Annotated in this window: 22 protein-coding genes; 12 read left to right on the top strand and 10 right to left on the bottom strand. The window is 62.4% G+C overall.

Annotated elements, in window-relative coordinates; genetic code table 11:
- Positions 1-164: 164 nt before the first annotated feature.
- From J8C01_RS02240 to J8C01_RS02200, 9 genes are all read left to right on the top strand, one after another.
- Entirely contained in the window at positions 165-917 is a 753-nt protein-coding gene (locus tag J8C01_RS02240; protein WP_211432234.1) for a SprT-like domain-containing protein, read from the top strand.
- Between the two features lie 10 nt (positions 918-927).
- On the top strand, positions 928-1140 hold the full coding sequence (locus J8C01_RS02235; RefSeq protein WP_014098950.1) for a Trm112 family protein: 213 nt from the start codon (positions 928-930) through the stop codon (positions 1138-1140).
- Between the two features lie 155 nt (positions 1141-1295).
- Entirely contained in the window at positions 1296-2438 is a 1143-nt protein-coding gene (locus J8C01_RS02230; protein ID WP_211432233.1) for a cystathionine gamma-synthase, read from the top strand.
- A 346-nt stretch (positions 2439-2784) separates the two neighbouring features.
- Positions 2785-4149 carry a PP2C family protein-serine/threonine phosphatase gene (locus J8C01_RS02225; protein ID WP_014098948.1) on the top strand — a complete coding sequence of 455 codons (1365 nt, stop codon included), beginning with the start codon at positions 2785-2787 and terminating at the stop codon, positions 4147-4149.
- Positions 4150-4176: 27 nt separating this feature from the next.
- A complete protein-coding gene (locus tag J8C01_RS02220) occupies positions 4177-5397 on the top strand; it encodes a glycosyltransferase family 2 protein (RefSeq protein WP_211432232.1) in 1221 nt (406 codons plus the stop codon).
- On the top strand, positions 5384-5929 hold the full coding sequence (locus J8C01_RS02215; protein WP_211432231.1) for a class I SAM-dependent methyltransferase: 546 nt from the start codon (positions 5384-5386) through the stop codon (positions 5927-5929). The genes J8C01_RS02220 and J8C01_RS02215 overlap by 14 nt, the downstream gene beginning before the upstream one ends.
- A 95-nt stretch (positions 5930-6024) precedes the next feature.
- Entirely contained in the window at positions 6025-6981 is a 957-nt protein-coding gene (gene hemC, locus J8C01_RS02210; RefSeq protein ID WP_211432230.1) for a hydroxymethylbilane synthase, read from the top strand.
- Between the two features lie 200 nt (positions 6982-7181).
- Complete coding sequence (locus tag J8C01_RS02205; protein ID WP_211432229.1) at positions 7182-7778, top strand: hypothetical protein; 597 nt, start codon at positions 7182-7184, stop codon at positions 7776-7778.
- 207 nt (positions 7779-7985) lie between these two features.
- Positions 7986-8708, top strand: coding sequence for a hypothetical protein (locus J8C01_RS02200; protein ID WP_211432228.1), 723 nt, complete (start codon positions 7986-7988; stop codon positions 8706-8708).
- A gap of 83 nt (positions 8709-8791) precedes the next feature.
- On the opposite strand, the gene J8C01_RS02195 is transcribed toward J8C01_RS02200, so the two are convergent.
- Positions 8792-12223: a PA domain-containing protein gene (locus tag J8C01_RS02195; RefSeq protein ID WP_211432227.1), complete on the bottom strand. Its 3432-nt coding sequence runs from the start codon at positions 12221-12223 to the stop codon at positions 8792-8794.
- Positions 12224-12474: 251 nt separating this feature from the next.
- On the opposite strand from J8C01_RS02195, the gene rplU reads away from it, so the two are divergent.
- From rplU to obgE, 3 genes are all read left to right on the top strand, one after another.
- Positions 12475-12792 (top strand): 50S ribosomal protein L21, encoded by a 318-nt coding sequence (gene rplU / locus J8C01_RS02190; RefSeq protein ID WP_014098941.1) that lies wholly within the window; start codon positions 12475-12477, stop codon positions 12790-12792.
- Between the two features lie 52 nt (positions 12793-12844).
- Positions 12845-13138, top strand: coding sequence for a 50S ribosomal protein L27 (gene rpmA, locus J8C01_RS02185; protein ID WP_014098940.1), 294 nt, complete (start codon positions 12845-12847; stop codon positions 13136-13138).
- A 118-nt stretch (positions 13139-13256) separates the two neighbouring features.
- Positions 13257-14249, top strand: coding sequence for a GTPase ObgE (gene obgE, locus J8C01_RS02180; protein ID WP_014098939.1), 993 nt, complete (start codon positions 13257-13259; stop codon positions 14247-14249).
- A gap of 5 nt (positions 14250-14254) precedes the next feature.
- On the opposite strand, the gene J8C01_RS02175 is transcribed toward obgE, so the two are convergent.
- The 9 genes from J8C01_RS02175 to J8C01_RS02135 form a co-directional block, all read right to left on the bottom strand.
- Positions 14255-15523 (bottom strand): BaiN/RdsA family NAD(P)/FAD-dependent oxidoreductase, encoded by a 1269-nt coding sequence (locus J8C01_RS02175; protein WP_014098938.1) that lies wholly within the window; start codon positions 15521-15523, stop codon positions 14255-14257.
- Between the two features lie 7 nt (positions 15524-15530).
- A complete protein-coding gene (gene lspA / locus J8C01_RS02170) occupies positions 15531-16064 on the bottom strand; it encodes a signal peptidase II (RefSeq protein ID WP_211432226.1) in 534 nt (177 codons plus the stop codon).
- On the bottom strand, positions 16061-16438 hold the full coding sequence (locus J8C01_RS02165) for a hypothetical protein (protein ID WP_014098936.1): 378 nt from the start codon (positions 16436-16438) through the stop codon (positions 16061-16063). The genes lspA and J8C01_RS02165 overlap by 4 nt, the downstream gene beginning before the upstream one ends.
- Positions 16439-16547: 109 nt before the next feature.
- Complete coding sequence (locus tag J8C01_RS02160) at positions 16548-17030, bottom strand: EVE domain-containing protein (RefSeq protein ID WP_211432225.1); 483 nt, start codon at positions 17028-17030, stop codon at positions 16548-16550.
- 1 nt (position 17031) lies between these two features.
- The gene (locus J8C01_RS02155) at positions 17032-18321 is read right to left on the bottom strand and encodes a M20/M25/M40 family metallo-hydrolase (protein WP_211432224.1); all 1290 of its coding nucleotides are present in this window, start codon (positions 18319-18321) and stop codon (positions 17032-17034) included.
- 24 nt (positions 18322-18345) lie between these two features.
- On the bottom strand, positions 18346-19284 hold the full coding sequence (locus J8C01_RS02150; protein WP_014098933.1) for a type IV pilus biogenesis protein PilM: 939 nt from the start codon (positions 19282-19284) through the stop codon (positions 18346-18348).
- Positions 19285-19345: 61 nt separating this feature from the next.
- Positions 19346-19801 (bottom strand): type II secretion system protein, encoded by a 456-nt coding sequence (locus J8C01_RS02145; protein WP_211432223.1) that lies wholly within the window; start codon positions 19799-19801, stop codon positions 19346-19348.
- On the bottom strand, positions 19788-20270 hold the full coding sequence (locus tag J8C01_RS02140; RefSeq protein ID WP_211432222.1) for a type II secretion system protein: 483 nt from the start codon (positions 20268-20270) through the stop codon (positions 19788-19790). Before J8C01_RS02140 ends, J8C01_RS02145 begins: the two co-directional genes overlap by 14 nt.
- Before the next feature lie 135 nt (positions 20271-20405).
- On the bottom strand, positions 20406-23099 hold the full coding sequence (locus tag J8C01_RS02135; protein ID WP_211432221.1) for a secretin N-terminal domain-containing protein: 2694 nt from the start codon (positions 23097-23099) through the stop codon (positions 20406-20408).
- Positions 23100-23148 lie beyond the last annotated feature (49 nt).

Genomic DNA, 23148 nt, shown 5'->3' with positions numbered 1-23148 from the left:
GAAGGGGTGGCTGGAGTCAAAACGGTGTTTTCTGTTTTTTTTTCTGCCTTTCGCGTGTCTGATGCCGGCCCCCGCGCACCGGCCCGGGTTGGTTTGCAGATCAAAGTGGGTACGTTGACGCTGACAACCCGGGCAGACTATCGTCGGGGTTTACACCTGGTCCTATGGCTCATCCGGCACAACCACTCCGCACACTTTCAGAAGCCGAACTCATCCAGATATTTGCCCGCTGGCAGCAATTTATCGCGCCCCGGGCCAGACAGCCGCGCGCCATTCAGGTGACGTTTTACCCTTATGTAGGCATCAACAACACCATTCGCCTGCGGGAGGGTGTGATGTACGTCCGGCTGTCAGACATTCTCATCCACGCGCCAAAGACGGTTATCGAAGCCGTGGCCGGCATTCTGCTGGCGCGCCTGTACCGGAAGCCCGTTCCCGGCCGCTGCACGGAGGTGTTCCGGGAGTATGTGCGCTCGAAGCCGGTGACGCGGCTGGCCGAGCAGCGGCGGCGCGAGCGCGGGTTCAAGCTGATTTCCGGCGCGCGCGGGAAGCACTACGATCTCGAAAAGCTGTTTCACCGGCTCAACCAGCAGTATTTCGACGGCCAGCTTCGGCGTCCGGCGCTGACGTGGAGCCAGCGGCGGACGCGCCGGACCTTTGGCCACTACGACGCGGCCCACCACACCATCGTCATCAGCCGGACGCTGGATGACGCGCGCGTGCCGCAGTTTGTCGTCGAGTATGTGCTCTACCACGAAATGCTGCACATCAGGCATGGCGTCACGCACGTCAATGGCCGCCGGTGCGTTCACACACCGGCATTTCAGGAAGATGAGCGCCGGTTTGCCGGGTATGATGAGGCTTCGGCCTGGCTTTGCCGGTTGGCCGAAACCCTGAGCCGGACGCGCCGCCGCTGAAAGTCCTGTCATGGAAACTGCTACCGGTCACACCGACGCCGCCCTGCCCGCCATTGAGTTGATTTGCTGCGTGGTGTGCCGGGTTCAGGTGGTGCTGCTGGCTGACCGGACGGGCGTCCAGTGTCCACGCTGTCACCGGGTGTACCCCATTGAAGACGGTATTCCCCAGATGCTGCTTGAAAAGGCCCGACAACCTTCGGAATCCTCTCTGGAAGGGTCATGAACCGGCGGCCCGGCGGAAGAACGCGGAACGTGACGCCACTGCCGGGGAGAGGCGGTATGACCAGCCGGTAGCGAACCGGCGTAAACTGCGGTAGAACTTTCTGCACTCACAGCAGCCGCCGGCCGGCCGGGCGCGGCGGCGGGAGAACGCACCCCATGGGATTTGCGACTGACGTCATCCATGCCGGTCAACCGCCGGAACCGGCAACCGGCGCTGTTGCCGTGCCGATCTATCAGACTTCGACCTACGTCCAGGAAGGGCTGGGGCGGCACAAAGGATATGAGTACGCCCGCACACACAATCCGACCCGTGCGGCGCTGGAAGCCAATGTGGCTGTGCTGGAAGGCGGCGTGGCGGGCTTTGCCTTTGCTTCGGGGATGGCGGCCATTCACGCCGTCATGACGGCCTGCCTCAAGGCCGGCGATCACGTCGTGGTGTCCGACAACACCTACGGCGGGACGTACCGCCTGTTTGAGCGGGTGCTGACGGACTTCGGGCTGGCGTTTGATTACGTGGATGCCAGCGATACGGCGCAGGTGCTGGCGGCGCTGCGCCCGACGACGCGGATGGTGTTTCTGGAAACGCCGACCAATCCCGTCATGCGCCTGTGTGACATTGCTGCCATTGCGCAGGCGGTACGGCCGCAGGGGATTCACGTCGTCGTGGACAACACGTTTATGTCGCCCTACTTCCAGCGGCCGCTGACGCTGGGGGCCAATATCGTCGTGCACTCAACGACGAAGTACCTCAACGGCCACAGCGACAGCGTGGGCGGAGTCGTCGTCGTCACAGAACCAGCAGTGGCCGAACGTCTGGCGTTCGTCCAGAATGCCGCCGGAGCGATTCTTTCCCCGATGGATGCGTGGCTGACGATGCGCGGCATCAAAACGCTGGTCGTACGCATGCAGGCCCATGACGCCAATGGACGCGCCGTTGCCCGGTTTCTGCGCGAACATCCGCGTGTGGCGCGGGTGTATTACCCCGGACTGCCGGAACACCCCCAGCATGCGCTGGCCGCGCGGCAGATGACAGGTTTCGGTGGGATGCTGGCCTTTGATGTCGGAGACCTGGAGGCTGCCCGGCGGGTGCTGGAAAGCCTGAAGGTGTTTGCGCTGGCGGAATCGCTTGGCGGCGTCGAAAGCCTGGCCTGTCATCCGGCGACGATGACCCATGCCAGCGTACCACTGGTGGAGCGGCAGCGGTTGGGCATCACGGAAGGACTTGTCCGGCTTTCGGTTGGCATCGAAGACATCGCGGATTTGCTCGCCGATCTGGATCAGGCGCTGGCCTCGCTGTGAGGTAGCGCCGGTCTCTGTCACAAGGTAGATTTACCCCCTAGTCGCCCTGCCTGGGTTGACTTATACTGACGCATCTATTCTTGTGATGAACACAGCCAAGGACTGACAGATTGCGGTTGTCGGCGACGCGCGCGGGTGATGGACTCCTTGAATGGTCCGTATCCCACGCGGTCATACGTTGTTTGCAGCGTTGCCCTCGTGTTGGCGGCACCGTATTCTCGCAGCACCATACGCACAAGGGGTTATCATCAGAAACGATCATCACCACGGCGTTATGGCCTGATATGAATTCCTGACAGCAATGGCCCACCATGGGAACGACCAATCCTCACCACATCACGATGCTATGACCACTGCGACAACCGTCAACGGTGTGAGAAAAATTGAAGTGTATGCGCTGACTGACGTTGGCGTGGTCCGCCCGCACAATGAAGACAACTTCCTGATTGTCAACCTCAGCAACGGGCAGAGCTGGACGGCTGAAAACCAACTCCCGGACCATCCATTGCTCATCGAGCTGCACCCTGCTGACCAGGGCGTGCTGCTTGCCGTTTCCGATGGTATGGGCGGGGCGCTGGCAGGCGAAGTGGCCAGTCACCTGGCTGTGACGCAGGTCTGCGACAGCATGATGCGGCTTCAGAAAGCCCCCGAATTCAGTCACTTCAAGTTTCACGAGCGTCTCCGGTTTGCCATTGAGCGCGCCAATCTGTTCATCAACCACCAGAGCCAGCGCAGCCCGGAATATGCCGGGATGGGAGCGACCTTCACCGGGGCGGGACTGGATGGTACCGTGCTCTACCTGGCGCAAGTCGGCGACTCACGCGCCTACCTGTTTCGGCACGGACTCGTCAAGCAGGTGACGACGGATCAATCCCTCGTCGAACAACTCATCCAGTCCGGGCATATCACCCCTGAAGAAGCGGAAACCCACCCCTACAAAAACGTCATTCTCCAGGCGCTGGGGGCCACGCCCAGCGTCGCAGTGACGGTAGATAGCATCCGGGTCTGCCGCGACGATGTGCTGCTGCTGTGCAGCGACGGTCTCTCCGGCAAGATCAACGGCGAAGACATGCAGCACATCCTGAGTGCCACCAACGGCGACCTGCGTCTGGCCTGCCAGCACATGGTGAATCTGGCCAACGAACGCGGCGGCGAAGACAACATCACCGTCATGCTTCTGCGTTTCACAGGTGAAGGTTTTCCACGGCGCGGCGAGGTTGCCGGGGATGACATCATCACCCCGATTGACCGTGATCACAACCTGCCTTACCCAACCGAAGAAAGCTTGGGGTTGGGTGACGAACCGACCGAGGATGAGCTGGACACTGCGCCGACCATGGAGCTGACCTCGGAAGGTGGTTCCGTGCAGGAACCGACGCCGGCTGAACTGTCTATTACGAGTGGACTGGGACTGACACGCCAACTCACGGCTGTCACACCAACCCCGGCCGAAGCCCCGGCGGCAGCTTCCAGTCCCAATGGTGTGGCGCACCTGCCGGACAGCTCACACCTGGAGACCAAGGCGGCCAATAACCCGGCTTCCGAAGATGGACTCCAGATGTATCGCTTTGTGGCTACAGGGGTGCTCGTGGTGCTCTCGTTGGTGGCGCTCATCTGGACGTTCATCAATCGTGGCAAGGTCGGTGTGCGCCCGGACGGCACTGACCCGCCGCGCGAACAGACCCACGTCACAGCACCACCTTCCCAGTGATTCCGCACTTCCTCTGGCTGATGTCGCATGTCTGCTGCTTCTTCTGAAGCTTCCATTGAGCTGACCATCGTCATGCCCTGCCTCAATGAGGCTGAAACCCTGGAAACCTGCATTCGCAAAGCCTTTGACTTTCTCAACCGCCATGGCGTTACCGGTGAGGTCGTCATTGGCGACAACGGTTCGACCGATGGTTCGCAAGCCATTGCCCACCGCCTTGGCGCGCGGGTGGTTCAGGTCCCTACGCGGGGCTACGGTGCAGCGCTGTACGGCGCCACGCTGGCCGCCCGTGGGCGCTACGTCATCATGGGCGACTCCGACGACAGTTACGACTTCTCGAACCTGATGCCCTTTCTCGAAAAACTCCGCGAGGGCTACGACCTGGTGATGGGCAATCGCTTTCGCGGCGGCATTCAGCCCGGAGCCATGCCGTGGAAAAACCGCTACATCGGCAACCCTGTCCTGACCGGCATCGGCCGGCTGCTGTTCCGATGCCCGGCGGGTGATTTCCACTGCGGCCTGCGCGGTTACTCACTTGAAGCTTTCAAGCGCATGGACTTGCGCACCACGGGCATGGAGTTTGCTTCGGAAATGGTCATCAAGGCCACCCTTCTGGGGCTGCGGATTGCCGAAGTGCCCACCACGCTTTCGCCCGATGGGCGGTCGCGTCCGCCGCATCTGCGTCCGTGGCGGGACGGCTGGCGGCATCTGCGCTTCATGCTGCTGTACAGCCCACGCTGGCTTTTTCTCTATCCGGGACTGTTCCTGATGCTGGTCGGGCTGGGTGTGGGAACCTGGCTTCTGCCGGGGCCGCAGCGCCTGGCCGGTGTCGTTCTGGACGTGCACACGCTGCTCTATGCTGCGCTGGCGGTGCTGATTGGTTTTCAGTGCATCACCTTTGCCCTGCTGGCCAAGGTCTTTGCCATCAACGAGGGACTTCTCCCCGAAGACCCACGGCTGACCAGACTGTTCCAGTACATCACCCTCGAAACCGGCCTCATCATCGGCAGCCTGCTCGTCGTTGGCGGACTGGCCGGCTCCATCGCCGCGGTTGTTTCCTGGAACGAAGCGGCCTACGGCCCACTCGATGCCAGCCGGACGCTGCGGATGGTCATTCCTTCGGTGCTCTGCCTGATGCTCGGCTGCGAAACCATCCTGGCCAGCCTGTTCCTGAGCATTCTGGGGCTGCGCATCCGGCGGATGGCTCCGGCGACGCCCCTGACGGAACTTCCAGAGCATGAAGCCGCTTGACCGTTACCTCCAACGGTGGCGTATTGCCGTTGTGCGCCCCTATCTTGCGCCTACGGATCGCATTCTGGACATTGGGGCCTTTGATGGTGCCCTTGCCCGCCAAGTCACAGGTTTCCGGCAGTACGTCGGCATTGACCCGGAAGCCGATCCACGTCTGGCCACAGACCGCATCCAACTGGTGCGCGGCTATTTCCCGGACGACCTGCCGCCGGGCGAACCCTTCGATGCCATCACCCTGCTGGCGGTACTCGAACACATCCCCAACGATAAGCTCGTGGACTTTGCCACCGCCTGCGCCAACGCCCTGCGTCCAAACGGCAAGCTGCTCATCACCGTGCCCCACCCGCTCGTTGACCGCATCCTGGACGCCATGATCGCCCTGCGCCTTCTGGATGGCATGGAAACCGAGGCGCACCACGGCTTCGATGTATCGCAAACGCCGGACATTTTTCGGCAGGCCGGCTTTGAACTCATCACACACCGGCGCTTCCAGTTGGGTCTCAACAACTTCTTCGCCTTTCGCAAAAGCTGAAGGACCGCCGGCCACAACGCCATTTTTTGTCGTGAAACGCCGTCGGACGATATAGGCTGGCGGTAGATTTGTCACCTTACTGTCCAGACCTGACTATGACGCTCTCTGTTCCTACCGCCCGCCCCGATGCCGACCTTGTCATTGGTTCACGCGGCAGCGCCTTGGCGCTCTGGCAAGCCGAGTGGGTCAAAAAACAGCTCGAACAGGCGGTTCCGACCCGTCGCGTAGCCATTCAAATCATCAAAACGACGGGGGATGCCATCCTTGATGCCCCGCTCTCGAAGATTGGCGGCAAAGGTGTCTTTACGAAAGAGATCGAGGAAGCCCTGCTGGCCGGGGTTGTGGACCTGGCCGTTCACAGCCTGAAGGACCTGCCGACGCGCCTGCCGGAAGGGCTCAAGCTGGGCTGTGTGACCCAGCGGGAGGATGTACGGGATGCGCTTGTGGCGCGGGAAGGTATCCAGTCACTCGATGACCTGCCGCCCCGGGCGATCATCGGTACGAGCAGTCTCCGCCGCCAGGCGCAGCTTCTGGCCCGGCGTCCCGATCTGCAACTGGCTGACCTCCGTGGCAACGTCGGCACCCGCTTGCAGCGAGTTGACGAGGGGCGCTACGACGCCATCATCCTGGCCGCAGCCGGCTTGAGCCGACTGGGCTTCGAGGCGCGCATTGCCCAGCGGATTCCAACCGACATCATGCTGCCGGCCGTCGGCCAGGGGGCACTGGGCATTGAGATTCGGGAAGGTGATAGCACGACCCAGGCAGCCATTGAGGTTCTGGCCCATCATCGCACCTGGCACGCCTGTGAAGCTGAACGGGCTTTTCTGCATGGGCTGGGGGGTGGCTGCCAGGTGCCCATCGCCGCCCACGCCGTCGTGGACGACGAAGGCCGGCTCCGCCTGCGTGGTCTTGTGGCCCGCGTGGATGGGACGCGCCTGGTTCAGGATGAACTCACCGGCGACGCCCGCTTTGCGGAAGACATCGGCCGGGAACTGGCCGAACGGGTACTGGCGCAAGGTGCCGCCGAATTGCTGGCCGAACTCCATACCTGACCTGAGGCCAAAAAACAGCGGGACGCGGCGCTTTTCAAAGTTCCCGGACAGGTAGGACAAGGGGCACGACTTAACCGTGCATCACTTGACGAAGCCGAACGACCTTCCGCACGATACCAACCCGGCCGGGCGGATGCCCTGCTGACCCACAAGAGTATCCACCCTGCCTGACGGCCTGATGGAAGGAGTTCCGGCTTTTCATGTCTGCACCATACCGCCAACGCTTCTGGACAGGCAGTTTGTTCATTGCCTGCCTTGTTTGTTCACCCCTGCTTGTGCCGGCACAGGAAGGGGCCACTTCTCCCAAACCGGCGACGCCCAAAGCCGCCAAAAAGCGCGTCAAAGCCAAACCAACGACTGAGGAAAACACATCTCCTGTAACCAACCCGGCTGACCTTCCGCTGGGCGTGCAGGACAATCTGGCCGAAGCCAGACGGCTTCAGGAACAATACCGGCGTGAGGAAGCCGCGCGCCGACGCGCAGAAGCTGAGGCCCGCAAGAAGGGACTCCCGTGGCCGCCGCCGGAAGAAACCAGCCCGGAAACGCCCGCCACACCACCACCCACACCGCCCCAAACGGTTTCCCAGCCGGCGCCACCACCTGAAGAAGAAACCCCACCGCCACCCACCACCCCACCGGTGGAACAGCAGATGACAACACCACAGCCTGAAAGCCAAAGTGGGAACGGCGCGCAAGACGCCAAGCCGGCACCACCGGCGCTACCGGCTGGAGGAAAAACCATCATCCGCACCTGGCCGCAAGTCAGAAAGACAACCAAGCCCAGCCCACCGCAATAGCCGGCACCATCCAAACCAACACAACCAAAGCCACCCGGCGGGCGGGGCGGACTCCATTTTCAGGACCTGAAACAAACCTTGAAACATCGCCGAAACGCCCGGCGCGTACCGTTGAGTAGTCGCTCCCACACCTGAGTTGAGTAGTCGCTCCCACACCTGATTGGATAAATCCCCGAGACAAAGGCTGAGATGAAAGGAAGGACCGCCATGAACCCGAAGTACACGACCGCCGGCTTGGCGTTTGGTCTCCTCGTTGCCCTTGCACCTGACACCGCGCTGGCCCAGAACCCAAAGCCACAGGTACGTCAGAAAGCTTCCACCCGCAGTGCTTCCCCTGCCCCCCAGACCACCGACAACAACCCCGCTGACCTGCCGATTGGCGTCCTGCAGGGTATGGAAGATGCCAAGCGTTATCAGGAACTCGTCCGGCGGGCCGCGCGCGAAGGACAACCCGCCCCGCCACTGCCTTATGCAGCCCCAACCCCCAGACCGGCGGCCGTGCCACCGGCAGGAGCAGCCTATACCCTGCCATCAGGTGTACCCACCGCGCCGAGCCGGTCAGAGGTTTCAGGCGGTATGTACACGGTGACCAGTCCATATCAGCCTGTGGTGACACCGGCGATGGTGCCTGTGCCTGCCAACAGGCCACAGGCGACGCAGTATCTCCAGTCCCCCATGCAGCCGCCGATCAGACCGGACATGACATTCGGCCAGGCAAGACCGCAGCCGACAACACCACAACCGTCAGAGCAGGATCTGAACAACCTTCGTGAACAAATCGAAGCCCTCTACAATACTCTCCACCACAGCGGGGACTTCGGCATTGATCTGTCTTCCCCGTCTTTGCCGGTTGCCAGTCCACCCTCCCGTCAGCCCATTTCGATGCCCGGGCCAGGACCGAGAAGCCTTCCCTTTGGTCGTAAGCCGTAACCTGACCTGACATTCTCCAGCAGACAAAAAGGCGGGGTACACACGGTGTACCCCGCCTCCATTTTTAGGCTTCGGTTTCCCGACTACGGGACAGAGACCGGCGGCAGCTTGGGCTGCCCGTCCCAGTTACCGATGAGCGGCACATCCCCCGGCACACCATAGTTCACCCGTAGCTCTGGCGGCCCAGCCGTGTTCGAGGTCCGCAACTGGAACTGAATCGTCCCCCCAAGGCTGACCACTACACCCACCGTCGCAAATCCCTGCCGCGTCCAATCCCCAGCCACCGGCGCCACCACCGTCCCCGTCGTTGCCATCACAAACGTCGCATCCGCCGGGCCGCTTACGTTTGCATTCTTCAGCAAAAACTGCCCGTTGCTTGGTCGGTACAGCCCCACTCCCGTCACCGGGCTGCCAGCCACCCACCGCCCAACCACCGGCCGGTCTGTCGCCTGCGCCCCCGTGATCACCACCGCCAAGTCCGCATTCCCGGCCGTATTCGTATTCCGCAGGAAGAACGTCTGATTGACCGGACGGTACACCCCACACGTCACCGTCCCATTGCCATCCCAATCGCCGGCAATCGGAATATCCCCCGGCTGCCCGAACGCAAACGACACGTCCGCAAATCCGCCCGTGTTGTTGTTGATGAGGAAAAATGTCATCACCCCGTTGACATTCCGGTAAATACCCGGCGTGTCAATGCCATCGCCGTCCCAATCCCCGGCAATCGGTACATCCCCGGCCGTCCCGTAGAAAAAGTCCTGGTCAGCAAAGTCCGAAATCAGCCGGTTCTTCAGGTACACGTATCCGTTCGACGGACGGAACATCGCCATCGCTGCGCCCAACGGTGCGCCACCAGTGCCGCCAGCCTGCGTCACCGTCACCACCTGCCCGGCCACGAAAAACGTTCCCGTACGGGGCGTGGAGCGTGGATTGCGCCCGACACCAATGGTCAACGTAGCGTTGCCGATACCGGAAATCACCAGCCGCCGATCCACCTGTCCCAGTTCATCCACCATACGGGGTGTCACAACAGTCCCGTTGGCGAGCTGCGCTGAAATAAGCTTGATCCACGGTGCATCCGTGCTGCGCACCCGCGCTTCCCAGGCACAGCTTGGGCCCGTCGTTACCGTCAGCGTCACATTGTCAACAGCTTCCCCACCGACGCTGAGTACGGTTGGTGAGACTGTAAAGGTACACAGTCCCTGGCCAACGGTCAGGAGCAGACCTTGGGTGACAGCACCCAGACTGTTGGCAGCCCGAACCACGAGATTGTAGGTGCCTGCAGTGCCAGCTCCCGGCGTACCCACCAGTGTGGCGACACCAACGCCGCCAATGAACCGCACTCCGGCCGGCAGGTTTCCGCTCACAAGGGTAATGGTGGGAGCCGGGCTGCCGCTCGCGGTGATGAGGAAACTTGACGCCTGCCCCAAGGTGAACGTCACGGTGTTGGGACTGGTAAAACCCGGTGCGGTATCGGCAGCGCCGTTCTGCACAATCGTCAAGGCATTCCCACCGGGATCGAGGGTCAGCGTCGCCGTGCGTTGTGAGCCGGGATTTGGTGCGACCTGGAAACTGATGTTGGTCAACAGGTTGCCAGCCGTGGGAAAGCCTGTGATCCAACTGGGCAAACCCGCTACGCTCCACGGCCCGACGGCATTGATGGCAACTTGTGGCGTTGCACCGTCAGACGGCACCTGGAGTCCCGATGTGGAAAAGATGGGGTTGACCGTCCAACCCAAGTCGCGGAAGAGGTTGAGCGTCAGGTCTTGGGTACGCGGCAGGCGCGGGTTAATCGCTGGCTCCATCAGCAGCCGTGGGCGTACAGTGTTGTCCCAGTGCGACACCGACGAACCCGCCTGCCGTGGATTGGGAGCAAACATGCGAATCCGTCCGTTGGTCGTTCCGACAGGGCGGGTGGGGTCAAGGCGCAGTGTGGCCGTGACACTCCCGCTGGACAGGAAGTTGCGCAGGGTTGTGCCGTCTGCCTGCGAAATTCCGACAACCGGGATAGTGATGTCTGGGGCGGTTCCGCCGGGGATGAAGCCCCCCGTCGTGTTGTTGGCAATGATCAGCCCCTGCGCCCCGGCCTGCTGAGCGTTGGCGGCCTTGTCCACAAAGGGACACTCGCCCCGGTCCACCAGAGCAAAGTTGGTGTTGACCGTGCCCGGATTCGACAGCGGCCCACAGGCCAGCGGCGGCTGGGCCGCCACGAGTGGGCGCGTCAATCCGCCCAGAGTGATAGGGCCGCCAAACGTGGCCTGGTTGACGGCAATGAACACTGGCGGCTCACGCTCGATCCGCAGCACCGGCGATGGCTCTAGCGCAACTGGCAGCACGCTCTGGGTCGTGGGGCCAGTCCAGGTCAGGTTTCCGGTGTTGGTGGCCGATGCCTGCCGCTGTGCGGCCGTCATCTGGTTCCAGTTGAGGTTGAGATTTTCATCCCGGAGAAGGCGGGCATAGCAATCGGTGAAGCCGCCATCCGGGTTGGTATCATCCGCGCCGGCATTGCGTCCGTTGGCAGTATTGACAAAGGTGCTGAAGCCCAAACCGTGGGCGAATTCGTGCAGGACGACCGTGAGCAGGTCAACCTGGTCGGGCGGCGCGTTGTTGTCCAGTCCAAGGTAAAAGTTGAAGTTCGTGCTGAAGTTGGTGTTGATCTGCGCGCGCGGCGGGTTCTGCACCGACAGGTCCTCCCCGGCCAGCGCGTTGGCCAGGGCGTAGTGATACCACGTATCCCCAAACGGCGCATTCGGGAAGCCACGGAAGATGGATGTCGTTCCAGCCGAGCCAAGCACCCCGCTGCCCAACGACGTGAACCGGCCTTCAACAACAATCGGCACGTTGCTGCGCAGCGTCGCGCCCCAGATTTCAGCCGCGCGCTGAAAGACGTTCAGGCGCTGCTGGCCAAGGGTCGTCCCCGGGTTGCCGCCGACCGGAGTGGCGGGCGTCGGATCGTTGAAGCCGACGCCAGGTTCATTCACGTTCCGAATGATGATGGTCGAACCCTGTGGGTTCTCGATGCGGACTTCAGACCGGGTTGCCAGACTCGTCACCACGCCAGCCGGCTTACGGAGCGGCGGCAGCACGAGGTCACGCCCGGCAGGGTGGTCGTTCTGGCCAGTGTGCTGATCATCCTGCCCGCCAGCAGCTTCATCGCCGCCACGCAGGAAGGCTTCCGCTTCGGTGACGCTGCCCACACAGCGCACGGAAATCCGACCGTCGGCTTCGGTACGCGCCAGGGCGACGTGCTGGAAGCCGTCGCCAAGTTCCATCATCAGGGCACCGTTTTTGAGCTGGCGGCAGGGAAGTCCCTGTGTCTCCCGGCGCGTAGCCTGGGCAACGAAATCAAGGGTCTCCCGGAGCGGGTCCTGGTTCGCTTTGGCGGCAACCGGACTTCCCCATTTCGTGTCAGACAGGAACGCCGAAGGCAGACCGGAGACAGCAACCAGTCCCAGAAGGGAAAAGATGCCGACCCGCAGGACAAAGGACAAGCGGTGTGGCTTCCAGTACATAAGTCTCTCTGAAGGTTGGACTTTGAATGGCAATGTATGGGCAACAGGGTGGGCCGCAGCATAAGCAGTCCCGTCCCAACCTAACAAGACCTTCCACAATGACCTTTTGCCCCGCAGACGGCCGCAGCATTGACCTGGCAAACCAGAAACTTGACAGGTTCAGCCGCCGGTCACTAGACTTCCGGCTTTGCCCTTAAGTGCCGCCTATCGGCGTCAGCCGGCGATTGTCACGGGGAAGCAGGAGATACGCCATGTCTTATGCCATCATTGCCACAGGTGGAAAACAGTTTCGGGTTGCCGAAGGGGATGTCATTCAGGTGCCGAGCCTGAAAGCCGAGCCGGGGCAGACGGTGCAACTCGATGTGCTTGCACTGCACACCGGTTCGGAATTCAAGGTCGGGACGCCACACCTGCCCGGTGCCCGTGTCACGGCTTCGGTCATCGGGCATGGGCGCGCCCGGAAAATCATTGTCTTCAAGTTCAAACGTCGGAAGCAGTACCGGCGCAAGCGTGGGCATCGCCAGAACTTTACGGCGCTGCTGGTACAGAAAATCGAAGCCGCCGCGTAGTTCGTTTCTGCCTCCTGTCCGATCCCATTTCATCTACGAGGTCATACCAGCCATGGCTCATAAAAAAGGCGTTGGAAGTTCCCGCAACGGGCGCGACTCGCACGCGAAGCGCCTCGGCGTCAAGCGTTTTGGCAATCAGTTCGTCAAGGCCGGTGAAATTCTGGTTCGGCAGCGCGGCACCCGCTTCAAGCCGGGGCGCAATGTCGGTCTGGGGCGTGACCACACGCTCTTTGCGCTGACGGCCGGACACCTGCGTTTCCGCGACCGCGGACAGCTTGGGCGCTACATCGAGGTCATTCCGCTGGAAACACCACCGGCCACGACCGAAACACCCACCACGGCCTGAGAAGGACTGACTCCCAACGCCGGCGCCCAGAAGTGTTGGCGTCGGTGATGCTCCCGGCAACAGCACCCAACGGCAAGCCCAAGGTTTCTGACCAGCCTTGGGCTTTGTGCTTTGTTCCATGTTTGTTGACGAAGCCATCATCTATGTCGCTGGCGGCAACGGCGGTAATGGCTGTATGGCCTTTCGCCGTGAGAAGTTCGTGCCACGTGGTGGGCCTTCCGGCGGTGATGGCGGCGACGGTGGCACGGTCTATCTGCGGGCCAGCCACCACACCAACACGCTGCTCGCCTTTCGCTACAACCCGCGCTATGCCGCCGAACGCGGCGGCCACGGTGAGGGCAGCAACCGTCACGGGCGGAACGGCGCCGACTGCATCGTGGATGTCCCGGTAGGCACACTGGTCTATGACGCCGACACCGGAGAATGCCTGGCCGATTTGACCACGGACGGTCAGATGGTGGCCGTGGCCCGGGGCGGACGCGGCGGACGCGGCAATGCCCGCTTTGCCAGTTCGGTCAACCGCGCCCCACGGCAGCACGAACCGGGCCAACCGGGTGAACGCCGCACCCTGCGGCTCGAACTCAAGCTGCTGGCCGACGTGGGACTGGTGGGCTACCCCAACGCCGGCAAGTCCACCTTCATTGCAGCGGTTTCGGCGGCGCGGCCAAAAATTGCCGACTACCCGTTCACCACCCTCGTGCCCAACCTGGGTGTCGTCGGACTGGAAGATTACCGGAGCTTTGTCATTGCCGACATTCCCGGCATCATCGAAGGGGCCCACGCAGGGCGTGGACTCGGCCTGCAATTTCTCCGGCACATCGAGCGGACGCGGCTGCTGCTGCACCTTGTGGATGTGTCGCCAATGGCGGCCCAGGACCCGGTGACGGCCTACAACGCCATCGAAAACGAGCTGGTGCGCTATGACCCGGAACTCGCCGCCCGGCCGCGCCTGGTCGTCGCCACCAAACAGGACATTGCCGATCCAGCCCGGACAGCCGCGCTCCAACAGCACTGCCAACAGCTTGGCATTCCCTGCTTTCCGGTCTCAGCCGTGACCGGCGAAGGCATCCCGCCGCTCATTCAGCAGGTGGCACGCCGGCTTTTTTCCTGACCTTCCTAAGCCTGGCGCAAGCTGTCCGACGCAGTGCGAAGGGCGCGGGCTGCCGCAACGCCGGCCACGTAGCCGCTTGACCACGCCCACTGAAAGTTGAAGCCCCCGATGCGGCCGTCCACGTCGCAGATTTCCCCGCAACAGTACAGCCCCGGACAGCGCCGCGAGGCCATGCGGCTGACATCGAGTTCCCGAAGTGGCACGCCGCCAGCCGTCGTTTCCGCATAAGTAAATCCCCGGTCGCCAGTGACCGGTGCCGCCCACTGCAGAACGGTGGTGATCAGCGCCTGCCGTTCGGTACGGGTCAGTTGTGCTCCGGTACGGGTGAGGGGAACGGCAGCCAGTTCGAGCAGAAGCTGCGCCAGACGCTCCGGCAGATACTCACTCAAAAACCGCAGGAGGGTCGTCCGCCCCAGCGACAGCAACTGCTGTTCAAACCTGCCCGGCGGCAGTTCCGGCAACCAGTTGATGACAAGCTGCGCCGCCAGCCCTTTCTGCCGCGCCGCCAGCCAATGCCGACTGATGTCAAGCGTCGCCGGGCCGGACAGCCCAAAATGCGTACACAGCAGCGACCCCGTGACGGCTGCCAGCGTCTTGCGGCCCACTTTGACGGACAGGGTGGCCGGCGTACTGATGCCACGCCGGTCACACAGGGGATGGTTCGGCGGAAGCAACAGTGGGACGAGCGCCGGAAACGTCGGCGTGATGGTGTGCCCCAGTGCCGTTGCCAGGTGATAGCCGGAGCCATCCGAACCCGACTTGGGCAGACTCCTGCCGCCCGTGGCGAGAATGACCTGCCGGGCCGCCACTGTCCCCCAAGGGCCGCCAACCAGAAACCCCTGTGCGGTCGGTTGCACGACTTCAACCCGGCAGGGATGGCGACACTCAACCCCGGCCGCTGCGGCTGCCGCGAGCAGGGCATCGAGGACCGTCCGTGCGCGGTCAGTGACGGGAAAGAGCTTGCCGGTGGCTTCCCGCTTGAGCACGACGCCCAGTTCATTGAAGAACGCAACTGTGGCAGGTACATCAAACTGCCGCAGCACAGGGTGAATGAAGGTCGGCCCGGAGCCGGCAAAATCGTCAGCCGTCACCTGTTCGTGGGTCACGTTGCAGCGCCCGCCACCGGAAACGAGTATTTTTGCCCCCAGGCGTGGCGCACCATCCAGCGCCACGATGCGCGCCCGCGGCCCAGCCGTCCGGCCTGCCCAGATGCCGGCCATCAATCCGGCAGCACCCGCGCCAACAATAACGATGTCCGCCTCGCAGGTTGGCATGGATTCGTCAGGTCTCGGTCCGCGCCGGACGCCACAGTTCACTGAAGGTGTCCAGCGCCAGCATGACGGCCCCGACGGTGATGCAGCTATCCGCCAGGTTGAAGGTGGGAAAGTGCCACGCTCCCCAGTGGAAATCGAGAAAATCAATGACCGCACCATGCACGATGCGGTCCAGGGCATTGCCCAGAATGCCGCCCAGCAGGCAGGTCAGCGTCCAGCGCAGCAGCTGGCGGTCGGCTGGCGTCCACCAGAGGTACAGCCCGACGCCCACGCCTGCACAGGCAGCAATCACAAGCAGCGTCAGCCGCATGGCCGGCGTACCACTGTCCAGCAGGCTGAACGCAATGCCGGGGTTTTCGGCATAACGCAGGTGGAAAAACCCAGGTACAACGCGGATGACGGCATCCGTTGGACGCAGCGCCCAGTACACCCACAGCTTGCTGAACTGGTCCAGCACTACCAGTCCGCCAGCAACAAGAAAGTGGCGGTAGGGCGGCTCCCGATGACCCGCGTCCGAAGCGCCCACGGCGACGGGCGTCACGCCACGCGGCGCTTGTAGTAGTAGTCATCCAGCGCCCGCACGGCAAAGCTCAGAATTTTGGCAACGTCGCCATCTTCCCGGCCGCCTTCCTTGGGATCGGTGTTGAGCGTGGCGACAATTTCCCCCTGGTCGTTGGCTTGGCAGTCCACATTGCCCAGCTTTGTCTTCACTTCAACCAGGGCGCCGAGTACATCCTGGTTGATCACCACCACACAGTCGAGATTTCCAAACGCATAGACCAGTTCATCTCCGGCGCGGGTGGGCGAAGTCCGGTGTTCCTTCCACAGGCGTTCAATGAGTTTGTAGAGCTGCTCAAGGGTTTGGGCATGTTCACCGCCAAAACGACAGGCAGCAGCAGATTCAACGACAGGCACGGCAGGTCAGGCTCCTTCAGTGAGAGTGTTTCCAGCCAGGGCGGATTATGGAAAGCCGACGCTCAGGCGACAAGACCGGATTGGTCGGGCTTGCTGAACACAGCCAACTTCACACCGGACGGTCAGCGCTTCCAACCAAGCCAAGCACAATCTGCCATTCGGCTTCTGTCACCGGCTGCACGGAAAGCCGCATCCCGCGCCGAATGACAAGCATGTTCTCCAGACCGGGTGTGCGTTTGAGTTCATCAAGGGAGATGATGCGGGGAAATTTTTGCACCAGCCGGACATCCACCATAAACCACGTAGGGTGTGCCAGGTCACTTTTCGGGTCGTAGTAACGGCTCGCCGGGTCAAAAGCTGTGTGGTCGGGATACCCGGCCCGTACGATTTCGACAACACCGACAATGCCCGGCGGGGTGGCATTGCTGTGATAGAAAAAAGCCCGGTCGCCAACCTGCATCCCATCGCGCAGGAAGTTCCGGGCCTGGTAGTTGCGTACCCCTTCCCAGCTTGTCGTCTGATTCGGTGCCGCCTGCAGGTCGTCAATCGAAAAGACGCCAGGCTCGGATTTGAGCAGCCAGTAGCGTGACATATCATTCGGGCTCGGGCAGGGACGAAACAGCGTGTGATGCCGCCAGCGGCCGGGCCTCCGGCTCCGGCAACTCCACCATCAACTGATCCAGGGCCAACACCAGCAGAGCGGCCCGTACCAACGCCTGCGGACGCCCAACCGGGTCATACCATTCCTCCAAGGTATGACAGCCGCCATACTCACCACCGGCTCCAATGGCAATCGCAGGAATTCCCAGAGCCATGGGCACATTGGCATCCGTCGAGCCACTCTCCAGAACCGGACGCCGGCCACAGGCACGGGTGGCAGCGATGGCGCACCGCACCAGTGGCGAGGTGGAAGGGGTTTCTCCCGCCGGACGCTCGCCCAGACGCTGCACCGCCACTGACAGGCGACGCTGCCGGGTTGCCTGCTGTATTTCGGACTGCTGAGCTTCAACAGCCGCCAACCGGAGCGCATGTTCGAGCGCATCCAGGTCAGCCATCCGGTGCGCCCGGCAGTCCACTTCCCCCTGGGCCATGGTCGGAATGGCATTGATGGCGCTGCCGCCGCCGGCAATGGCCACCGTACAGGCTACGCCCCGGCGAAGGGGCAACCGCCGCACCCGGCTGATGAACTCGCCCAGCGCGTGAACCGGGTTCACCGTGCCAAAATCGGCCCATGAGTGACCACCCGGGCCATGAAAGGTCACACAGAACCGCCGCGAGCCAATGGCGCGGCAGGTGATGTGCTCCAGTCCGGGCCCGTCCAGGGCGATGAAACTTCGCATGTGGGGAAACTGCTCCACGACGGCGCGCGCGCCACGCAGATTGCCATTGCCTTCCTCCCCGACGGTGCCTATGAAACACACCGGGCCGGAGAACGGGATGGACTGGGTGACAAAGGCACGCGCCAGCGCAAGCAGTCCGGCCACACCACAGGCATTGTCGGCAATGCCCGGCGCACAGAGGCGCGTTCCCTGCACCCGGACGTTCACATTCGTTCCGGGCGGAAACACCGTGTCAAGATGGGCGGCAAGCACGATGGGCGCGCGGGTCAGCGTCTTTTCTGCCCCCGGCAGCCAGCCATAGACATTGCCTTCGGTATCCTGCCAGACGGAAGACAGTCCGCTGTCGCGCAGGCGGTCGGCGACAAAAGCTGCCCGGGCCGCTTCGTGAAAAGGTGGGGCAGGAATTTCTGTGATGGCCAGGTGCTCGCGGGTGATGGCATCAGCCGTCGTTGTCAGATACGCCGTCAAACGCCGCAGCAGCGGCGTCCCGGCCAGCGCCTCAACAACGGTTTCCGGTGTGGTCCCGGCAAGGGTCACAGCCATGGCGCACCTCCACAGACAACAACCTCAAGCCGTGGCCAAAGCCAGACCGGTGACGCCGGCCAGCCGGGAAAACTCTGCCGAAGAATCAAACCCAAGCTGCTGTGGTGCAATGACTCGTAGTGGCTCACCAAAGGTCTCACGGATGCACTGACTGATTTCAGCGCTTTCGAGCGGGACGTTGACCGGCAAAACCTCAAACCGGATTTCCTGTTCGGCCGAGCCAAGCCCGGACTCAACGGCGTGTTCACGGAAGAAGAGCAGCACCCGGAGCAACTGCTCGGCGGGCAACTCGCCGGCCAGCGGCAACGTGCGGATGGACAGCGGGACGCCCCGCTGAAGCAGCATAACGGCCAAAGTATCATCCTCCACGCTGATGAGCATCTGATCAGGCTGCACCGCAACATGCTGCACCCACAGCGCTTCCCCGACGAGCCGGGGCAGTAGCAGACCGGGCTGCCAGTTCAACTGTTCCAGAGCGGACTGTAGGCCAAGCGCCACGCGCCGGCTCATGGCCGCCAGCAAAAACCGCCTCCCGGCAGCGCCACTTGCGGTCACACCCGGTCCCAATTCGGCCGTGGCCATCCAGATGTCTTCCTGTGGCAGCCCGGTCAACCGCTCAGCTTTCCACACGAGGACATCCGGCACATCCTGCGGAGGAATGGTCGTCTCGATAGTTACGACATAGGCACGGGCGGTGGCTCCCGGCAGCAGCACCGACCACCGGCGCTCCCCAGCCAACCCCAGCGCGTGCGTCCCCTGAATCAACGTGGAGGCAAACGCCCTGGCCTGGCGGACGTTTTCCGTATCAAAGGCCGGTTGGAAAGCCTGGTCCACCCAGGGCTGAAAGTGTGACTGCCGGGTGCGCCGGTCAAACATGACGACGCCTTCGGCGGTCAGTGCACACAGGGCGCGTGAGGGAGACGGAAACACAAGCCGCCGCCAGAAGCGTTCAAAGATACTCATGGAGTTATTCCAGGGAGGTTGGGAAAGTAGCCGGAACACACGCGCCCGACGACGCGCGGCTTCACCATTCGTTGTAAGGGACGCCATCCGTGCCAATGCCCTCTGCGCCGCTGAAGACATCCACAATGCCCCGTGGCGCTGAAGGGACGACCGGCTCATCTTCCAGACGCACCACCCAGGTATCACGGCTCTGGGTGATGGGGTCAACCGGGATTTCGCGCAGATACTTGGCACTTGCGAGATCGCTCAGGGTTTGCGGCGCGCGGTTTTTGTCGTAGGTGTAGCGGTTGATGGCATCGCGCAGCTTGAAAAGATTTTCGCGCAGAACCGTCTCCCGCGCCCGTACCAGAAGAGTGCGGTAGATGGGAATGCTCACCGTCAGCAGGATGGACATGATGGTCATGACGATGACCAGTTCCAGTATGGTGAAACCCCGGTCACGCCTTGCCCACAGGTGTCCCGAAGCACCCTCTGTACAGGTTCCTTTCAAACCAGCTTCCTCCTTACCACTCGTCATAGCGTGTTCCATCCAGGGCCGTAGCCGTCGAACGCGACCGGACATCAAACACATCATCCCCCAGGGAAAGTGCAAAATCCGGGTCATCCTGTGAACTGCGGGTTTGCCAGTCGGCTTTGCCTGTCATCGGATCAATCGGAAGCCGCCGCAGGAAAAAGATTTTCCTGCCATCCACGTTGCCGACCGGGACGAACCCTTCATAGAGCACTTCCAGGTTTTTGGGGTAGCCGCTCGGTGTACGCAGCTCGACCGGAATACGTTGCCCACCGGTCTGGTCATTGAACTCCTTGTAGCGGTCAATGGCGAAGCGGATTTCACGGAGCGCTCGCCGCAGTTCGGTCTCCTGTCGGCTTCGGGCAGCCGTGCGCGCCAGAGGCAGGGCGGCGCTGGTCAGGATGGCCAGAATCGCCAGAGTGATGATCATCTCCAGCAGGGACGAGCCACGCTGTGCCGCACGGCCGCTCCCCATCCAGCGCCTTATCCCGGACGGAGCCGGCCGGAAAGCAGCAGCCTGGTTGGTGCAGGGCCATCCCGGCGGCTGCCCATCCTTCACGTGGAGAGAAATCCATCCGTTCTTCACCGGTTTCACCTTCCTGGCGACATCTCACTGCTTGCCGTTCGGCATACCACCGGCAATGACCGGCGGTGCCGGGCTGGGAATGGCCGGGATAAGTTCGTTGGTCAGGCCGCGCAGGTCAAGCACATCAAGGCGGACATCGGCGTTGCCCGGCGCAATCACCTGGAAGTCGAAAATGGCTACTGCCCCCATGGCTGGGCGGCCTGTGTTGACGCCCGCTGAAACCAGCGCCGTGGCAAAAGCCTGCCCGCCGTTGTCCCCAGTCTGGAAGCTGCCGGGTGACAGCAATCCGCCGTCCCGAATACCAACGAGTTTGAGAACCGCTTGGTTGTAGTGCAAAAAGACCGATGCGGCCGAAATGTTCGTGCCGTCGCTGTTGAGAATGACCGCCACGGAAACCACCTGTCCCACCACCGGGCGCAGACTGGGCGACACCATCAGCATGGCGCGCACCGGCGTGGCAGGTCCTGGAGTCGGCCGGGTTGGCGTCTGAGTGTTCGGATCGCTTGGATTGAAGGCCGCATTGGTTGCCATGCCGTTGGGTGCCATGCCCCCGGCTGCCGACGGCTCAGTTACGGGCAAGGGCTGGATGGTCGCCCCAAGGCCTCCGCCCTTCGTGGCCGTCATCGGAATGGGATCGATCACCACCGGTGCGGCTGGCATAGTCGGAGGTGGTGCCGTCGTACTCGCCGTGGTGATGGTAAAGCGTCCGTTTTCACCACTGCTGCTTACCGGCGGCGCAGCGGCCGGGGTACCCACGGGCTTGTCCGTTGGTTGCACCGTAACCGGCGTTTCCCGAAGCTGGTTGGCTTCACGCATCTCCTCGCGGTCGGCCTCAGCCACGATCTCGTCAATGGTGAGATACCGGCCATAGCTCAGCCCGCCAACGCCAACGGAGACATCGAGCGGACCGAAGGCGGTTTTGAGTTCTTCTTCCGTAACCGCGCCTCCGCGTACGATGTGTGGCGTGATCGTGATGACAATGTGAGTGGCCTGCTTGTTTCGTGAGGGTGTGGAAAACAGACGCCCGATGACCGGAATAAAGCTGACGATGGGCAGCCCCGTCCGGCTGTCAGTGTCATCCTCGCGCATCACACTCGCGGCCAAAGCCGTGTAGCCGTCCCGGACACGCGCCACACCACTGACCTTCCGCTGGGAAATCGTCGGGGTGAGATTCTGCGGCCCGGTGTTGGGCGGAGCCGTGGAGGTCTCGATGGAGATGTCCATCTGCACGATGTCGTCGGTAATGTGCGGTTTGACCGCAATGTTCAAACCGACATCGCGGTACTGCACCTGGTTGAAGCCGGGGAAGAAGATTTGTCCCGGCGGCTGTCCGTTGCCCGGAACGGTGGGGAAGGGATTGCCGATTTGAATCGGGATGGACTGGCCGATGTTGACCTTGCCTTCCTTGTCCTCGAAAGCCCGCACCTGAACCTGTGAGATGAGCCGCCCCAGCCCACGACTTTGCAGCGCGGTGATGGTCGAAGGCGGCAGCCCCAGCCCGAAACCCAGCGTATTGGAGAAGATTCCGGCCGGCGAGGCAGGACGCAGCAGCGGCCCCTGCCCGATGCCGCCCAGGTTGGTGGCGCTGGGTGGCGTCAGGGCCAGGGTTGTGCCACCGTCGGACGTCGTGATCGCTGGCGGCGTTGTGGCGAACTGGTTCCCCAACTGGAGCGCTTCCTGGTGAGTCACTTCATAGATGTTGACATCCATGACGACTTCCGCTTGGGGGCGGTCCACGGTGTTGATCATCCGCTCGATGATTTTCAGGTTCTCGCTCGATGAGCGGACCAGCAGCATGTTCGATTGCGGAACGCTTACCACCTGCTGCGCCATGGCCGGGCCGAGCAGCGTCAGCATCTGCTTGACGTCTTCGAGCTTGGCGTTTTTGATGTAGAACGGCTTGATGAGCGAATCCTCGTACTTCTGCGCCAGCGAGCCGCCGTTCTGGAACTGCCCCAGCCCCCGCTTGACGATGAGGATCGTCCGGGTGTCCACCCGAAAGTACTGAAAGCCGTTGGCATCGAGAACCAGCTCCAGCGCCTTGCCGGCCGTCATGTCCTGCTTGATGTCGAGCGTGTAGCGCGTGTTGGCCAGTTGTTGAAGGGTCGTGCTTTCAAACACGACGTTGAGGCGCATTTTGTCGCACAGCGTGCGGATGATGGTTTCAATCGGCTGGTTGATGAAGCCCTGCCAACGCCCCACATAGCGTTGGCGCGCCGCTGCTTCGGCAGCCTTGCGCGCCTCGGCTTCATTGGCTTCGGCCGCCGTGCGCTGGTAAGGTGATGGCTCGCCCTGCAAGGTCGCCTCGATGCCCTGTTTCTTGAGCATTTCCTTCATCTTGGCGAGGGCGACTTCGTTGGTCTGGTCGTAGCGGTAGGCCTCACGGTAGGCGTGATACGCACCTTCGTAATCCCCCTGCTCTTCCATTTGCCGGGCGCGGATGGCGCACAACATTGAGGCGTTGAACAGGGCCCGTTGCAGGTGAAGCTGGTATTCAATGTTGCGTGGGTCTTCCTGGAGCGCCTGGGCAAAGAGTTCAGCGGCTTTGTCCCACTGCTTGACCGCCTCGTACTTGAGACCTTCCTTGAAGTACTTCCGGCCGTTGCCGGCCCAGGCAACCGGTGACAGCGTGACGATGACCAACGCCGTTGACAGTCCCAGTGCCATCACCCGACGCCAGCCGGATGCGAAACGAAATGTCAGCCGTAGTTGAAACATAAGCACCCCCTAATCGGTACGAGGCGGAAACATCAAGCGAAGACCAGCT

It is taken from the genome of Chloracidobacterium sp. D (genome assembly GCF_018304685.1).
Lineage (GTDB): Bacteria > Acidobacteriota > Blastocatellia > Chloracidobacteriales > Chloracidobacteriaceae > Chloracidobacterium > Chloracidobacterium thermophilum.
Note: the sequence above shows the minus strand (reverse complement) of the source record. Positions and strands in the feature narration are given on the sequence as shown.

What these genes read in the sequence shown, in the direction of transcription:
- J8C01_RS02240 (WP_211432234.1), top strand. Translation starts at nt 165, where the DNA reads ATGGCTCATCCGGCACAACCACTCCGCACACTTTCAGAAGCCGAACTC.
- J8C01_RS02235 (WP_014098950.1), top strand. Translation starts at nt 928, where the DNA reads ATGGAAACTGCTACCGGTCACACCGACGCCGCCCTGCCCGCCATTGAG.
- J8C01_RS02230 (WP_211432233.1), top strand. Translation starts at nt 1,296, where the DNA reads ATGGGATTTGCGACTGACGTCATCCATGCCGGTCAACCGCCGGAACCG.
- J8C01_RS02225 (WP_014098948.1), top strand. Translation starts at nt 2,785, where the DNA reads ATGACCACTGCGACAACCGTCAACGGTGTGAGAAAAATTGAAGTGTAT.
- J8C01_RS02220 (WP_211432232.1), top strand. Translation starts at nt 4,177, where the DNA reads ATGTCTGCTGCTTCTTCTGAAGCTTCCATTGAGCTGACCATCGTCATG.
- J8C01_RS02215 (WP_211432231.1), top strand. Translation starts at nt 5,384, where the DNA reads ATGAAGCCGCTTGACCGTTACCTCCAACGGTGGCGTATTGCCGTTGTG.
- hemC (WP_211432230.1), top strand. Translation starts at nt 6,025, where the DNA reads ATGACGCTCTCTGTTCCTACCGCCCGCCCCGATGCCGACCTTGTCATT.
- J8C01_RS02205 (WP_211432229.1), top strand. Translation starts at nt 7,182, where the DNA reads ATGTCTGCACCATACCGCCAACGCTTCTGGACAGGCAGTTTGTTCATT.
- J8C01_RS02200 (WP_211432228.1), top strand. Translation starts at nt 7,986, where the DNA reads ATGAACCCGAAGTACACGACCGCCGGCTTGGCGTTTGGTCTCCTCGTT.
- J8C01_RS02195 (WP_211432227.1), bottom strand. Translation starts at nt 12,223, where the DNA reads ATGTACTGGAAGCCACACCGCTTGTCCTTTGTCCTGCGGGTCGGCATC.
- rplU (WP_014098941.1), top strand. Translation starts at nt 12,475, where the DNA reads ATGTCTTATGCCATCATTGCCACAGGTGGAAAACAGTTTCGGGTTGCC.
- rpmA (WP_014098940.1), top strand. Translation starts at nt 12,845, where the DNA reads ATGGCTCATAAAAAAGGCGTTGGAAGTTCCCGCAACGGGCGCGACTCG.
- obgE (WP_014098939.1), top strand. Translation starts at nt 13,257, where the DNA reads ATGTTTGTTGACGAAGCCATCATCTATGTCGCTGGCGGCAACGGCGGT.
- J8C01_RS02175 (WP_014098938.1), bottom strand. Translation starts at nt 15,523, where the DNA reads ATGCCAACCTGCGAGGCGGACATCGTTATTGTTGGCGCGGGTGCTGCC.
- J8C01_RS02160 (WP_211432225.1), bottom strand. Translation starts at nt 17,030, where the DNA reads ATGTCACGCTACTGGCTGCTCAAATCCGAGCCTGGCGTCTTTTCGATT.
- J8C01_RS02155 (WP_211432224.1), bottom strand. Translation starts at nt 18,321, where the DNA reads ATGGCTGTGACCCTTGCCGGGACCACACCGGAAACCGTTGTTGAGGCG.
- J8C01_RS02150 (WP_014098933.1), bottom strand. Translation starts at nt 19,284, where the DNA reads ATGAGTATCTTTGAACGCTTCTGGCGGCGGCTTGTGTTTCCGTCTCCC.
- J8C01_RS02145 (WP_211432223.1), bottom strand. Translation starts at nt 19,801, where the DNA reads ATGACGAGTGGTAAGGAGGAAGCTGGTTTGAAAGGAACCTGTACAGAG.
- J8C01_RS02140 (WP_211432222.1), bottom strand. Translation starts at nt 20,270, where the DNA reads ATGGGGAGCGGCCGTGCGGCACAGCGTGGCTCGTCCCTGCTGGAGATG.
- J8C01_RS02135 (WP_211432221.1), bottom strand. Translation starts at nt 23,099, where the DNA reads ATGTTTCAACTACGGCTGACATTTCGTTTCGCATCCGGCTGGCGTCGG.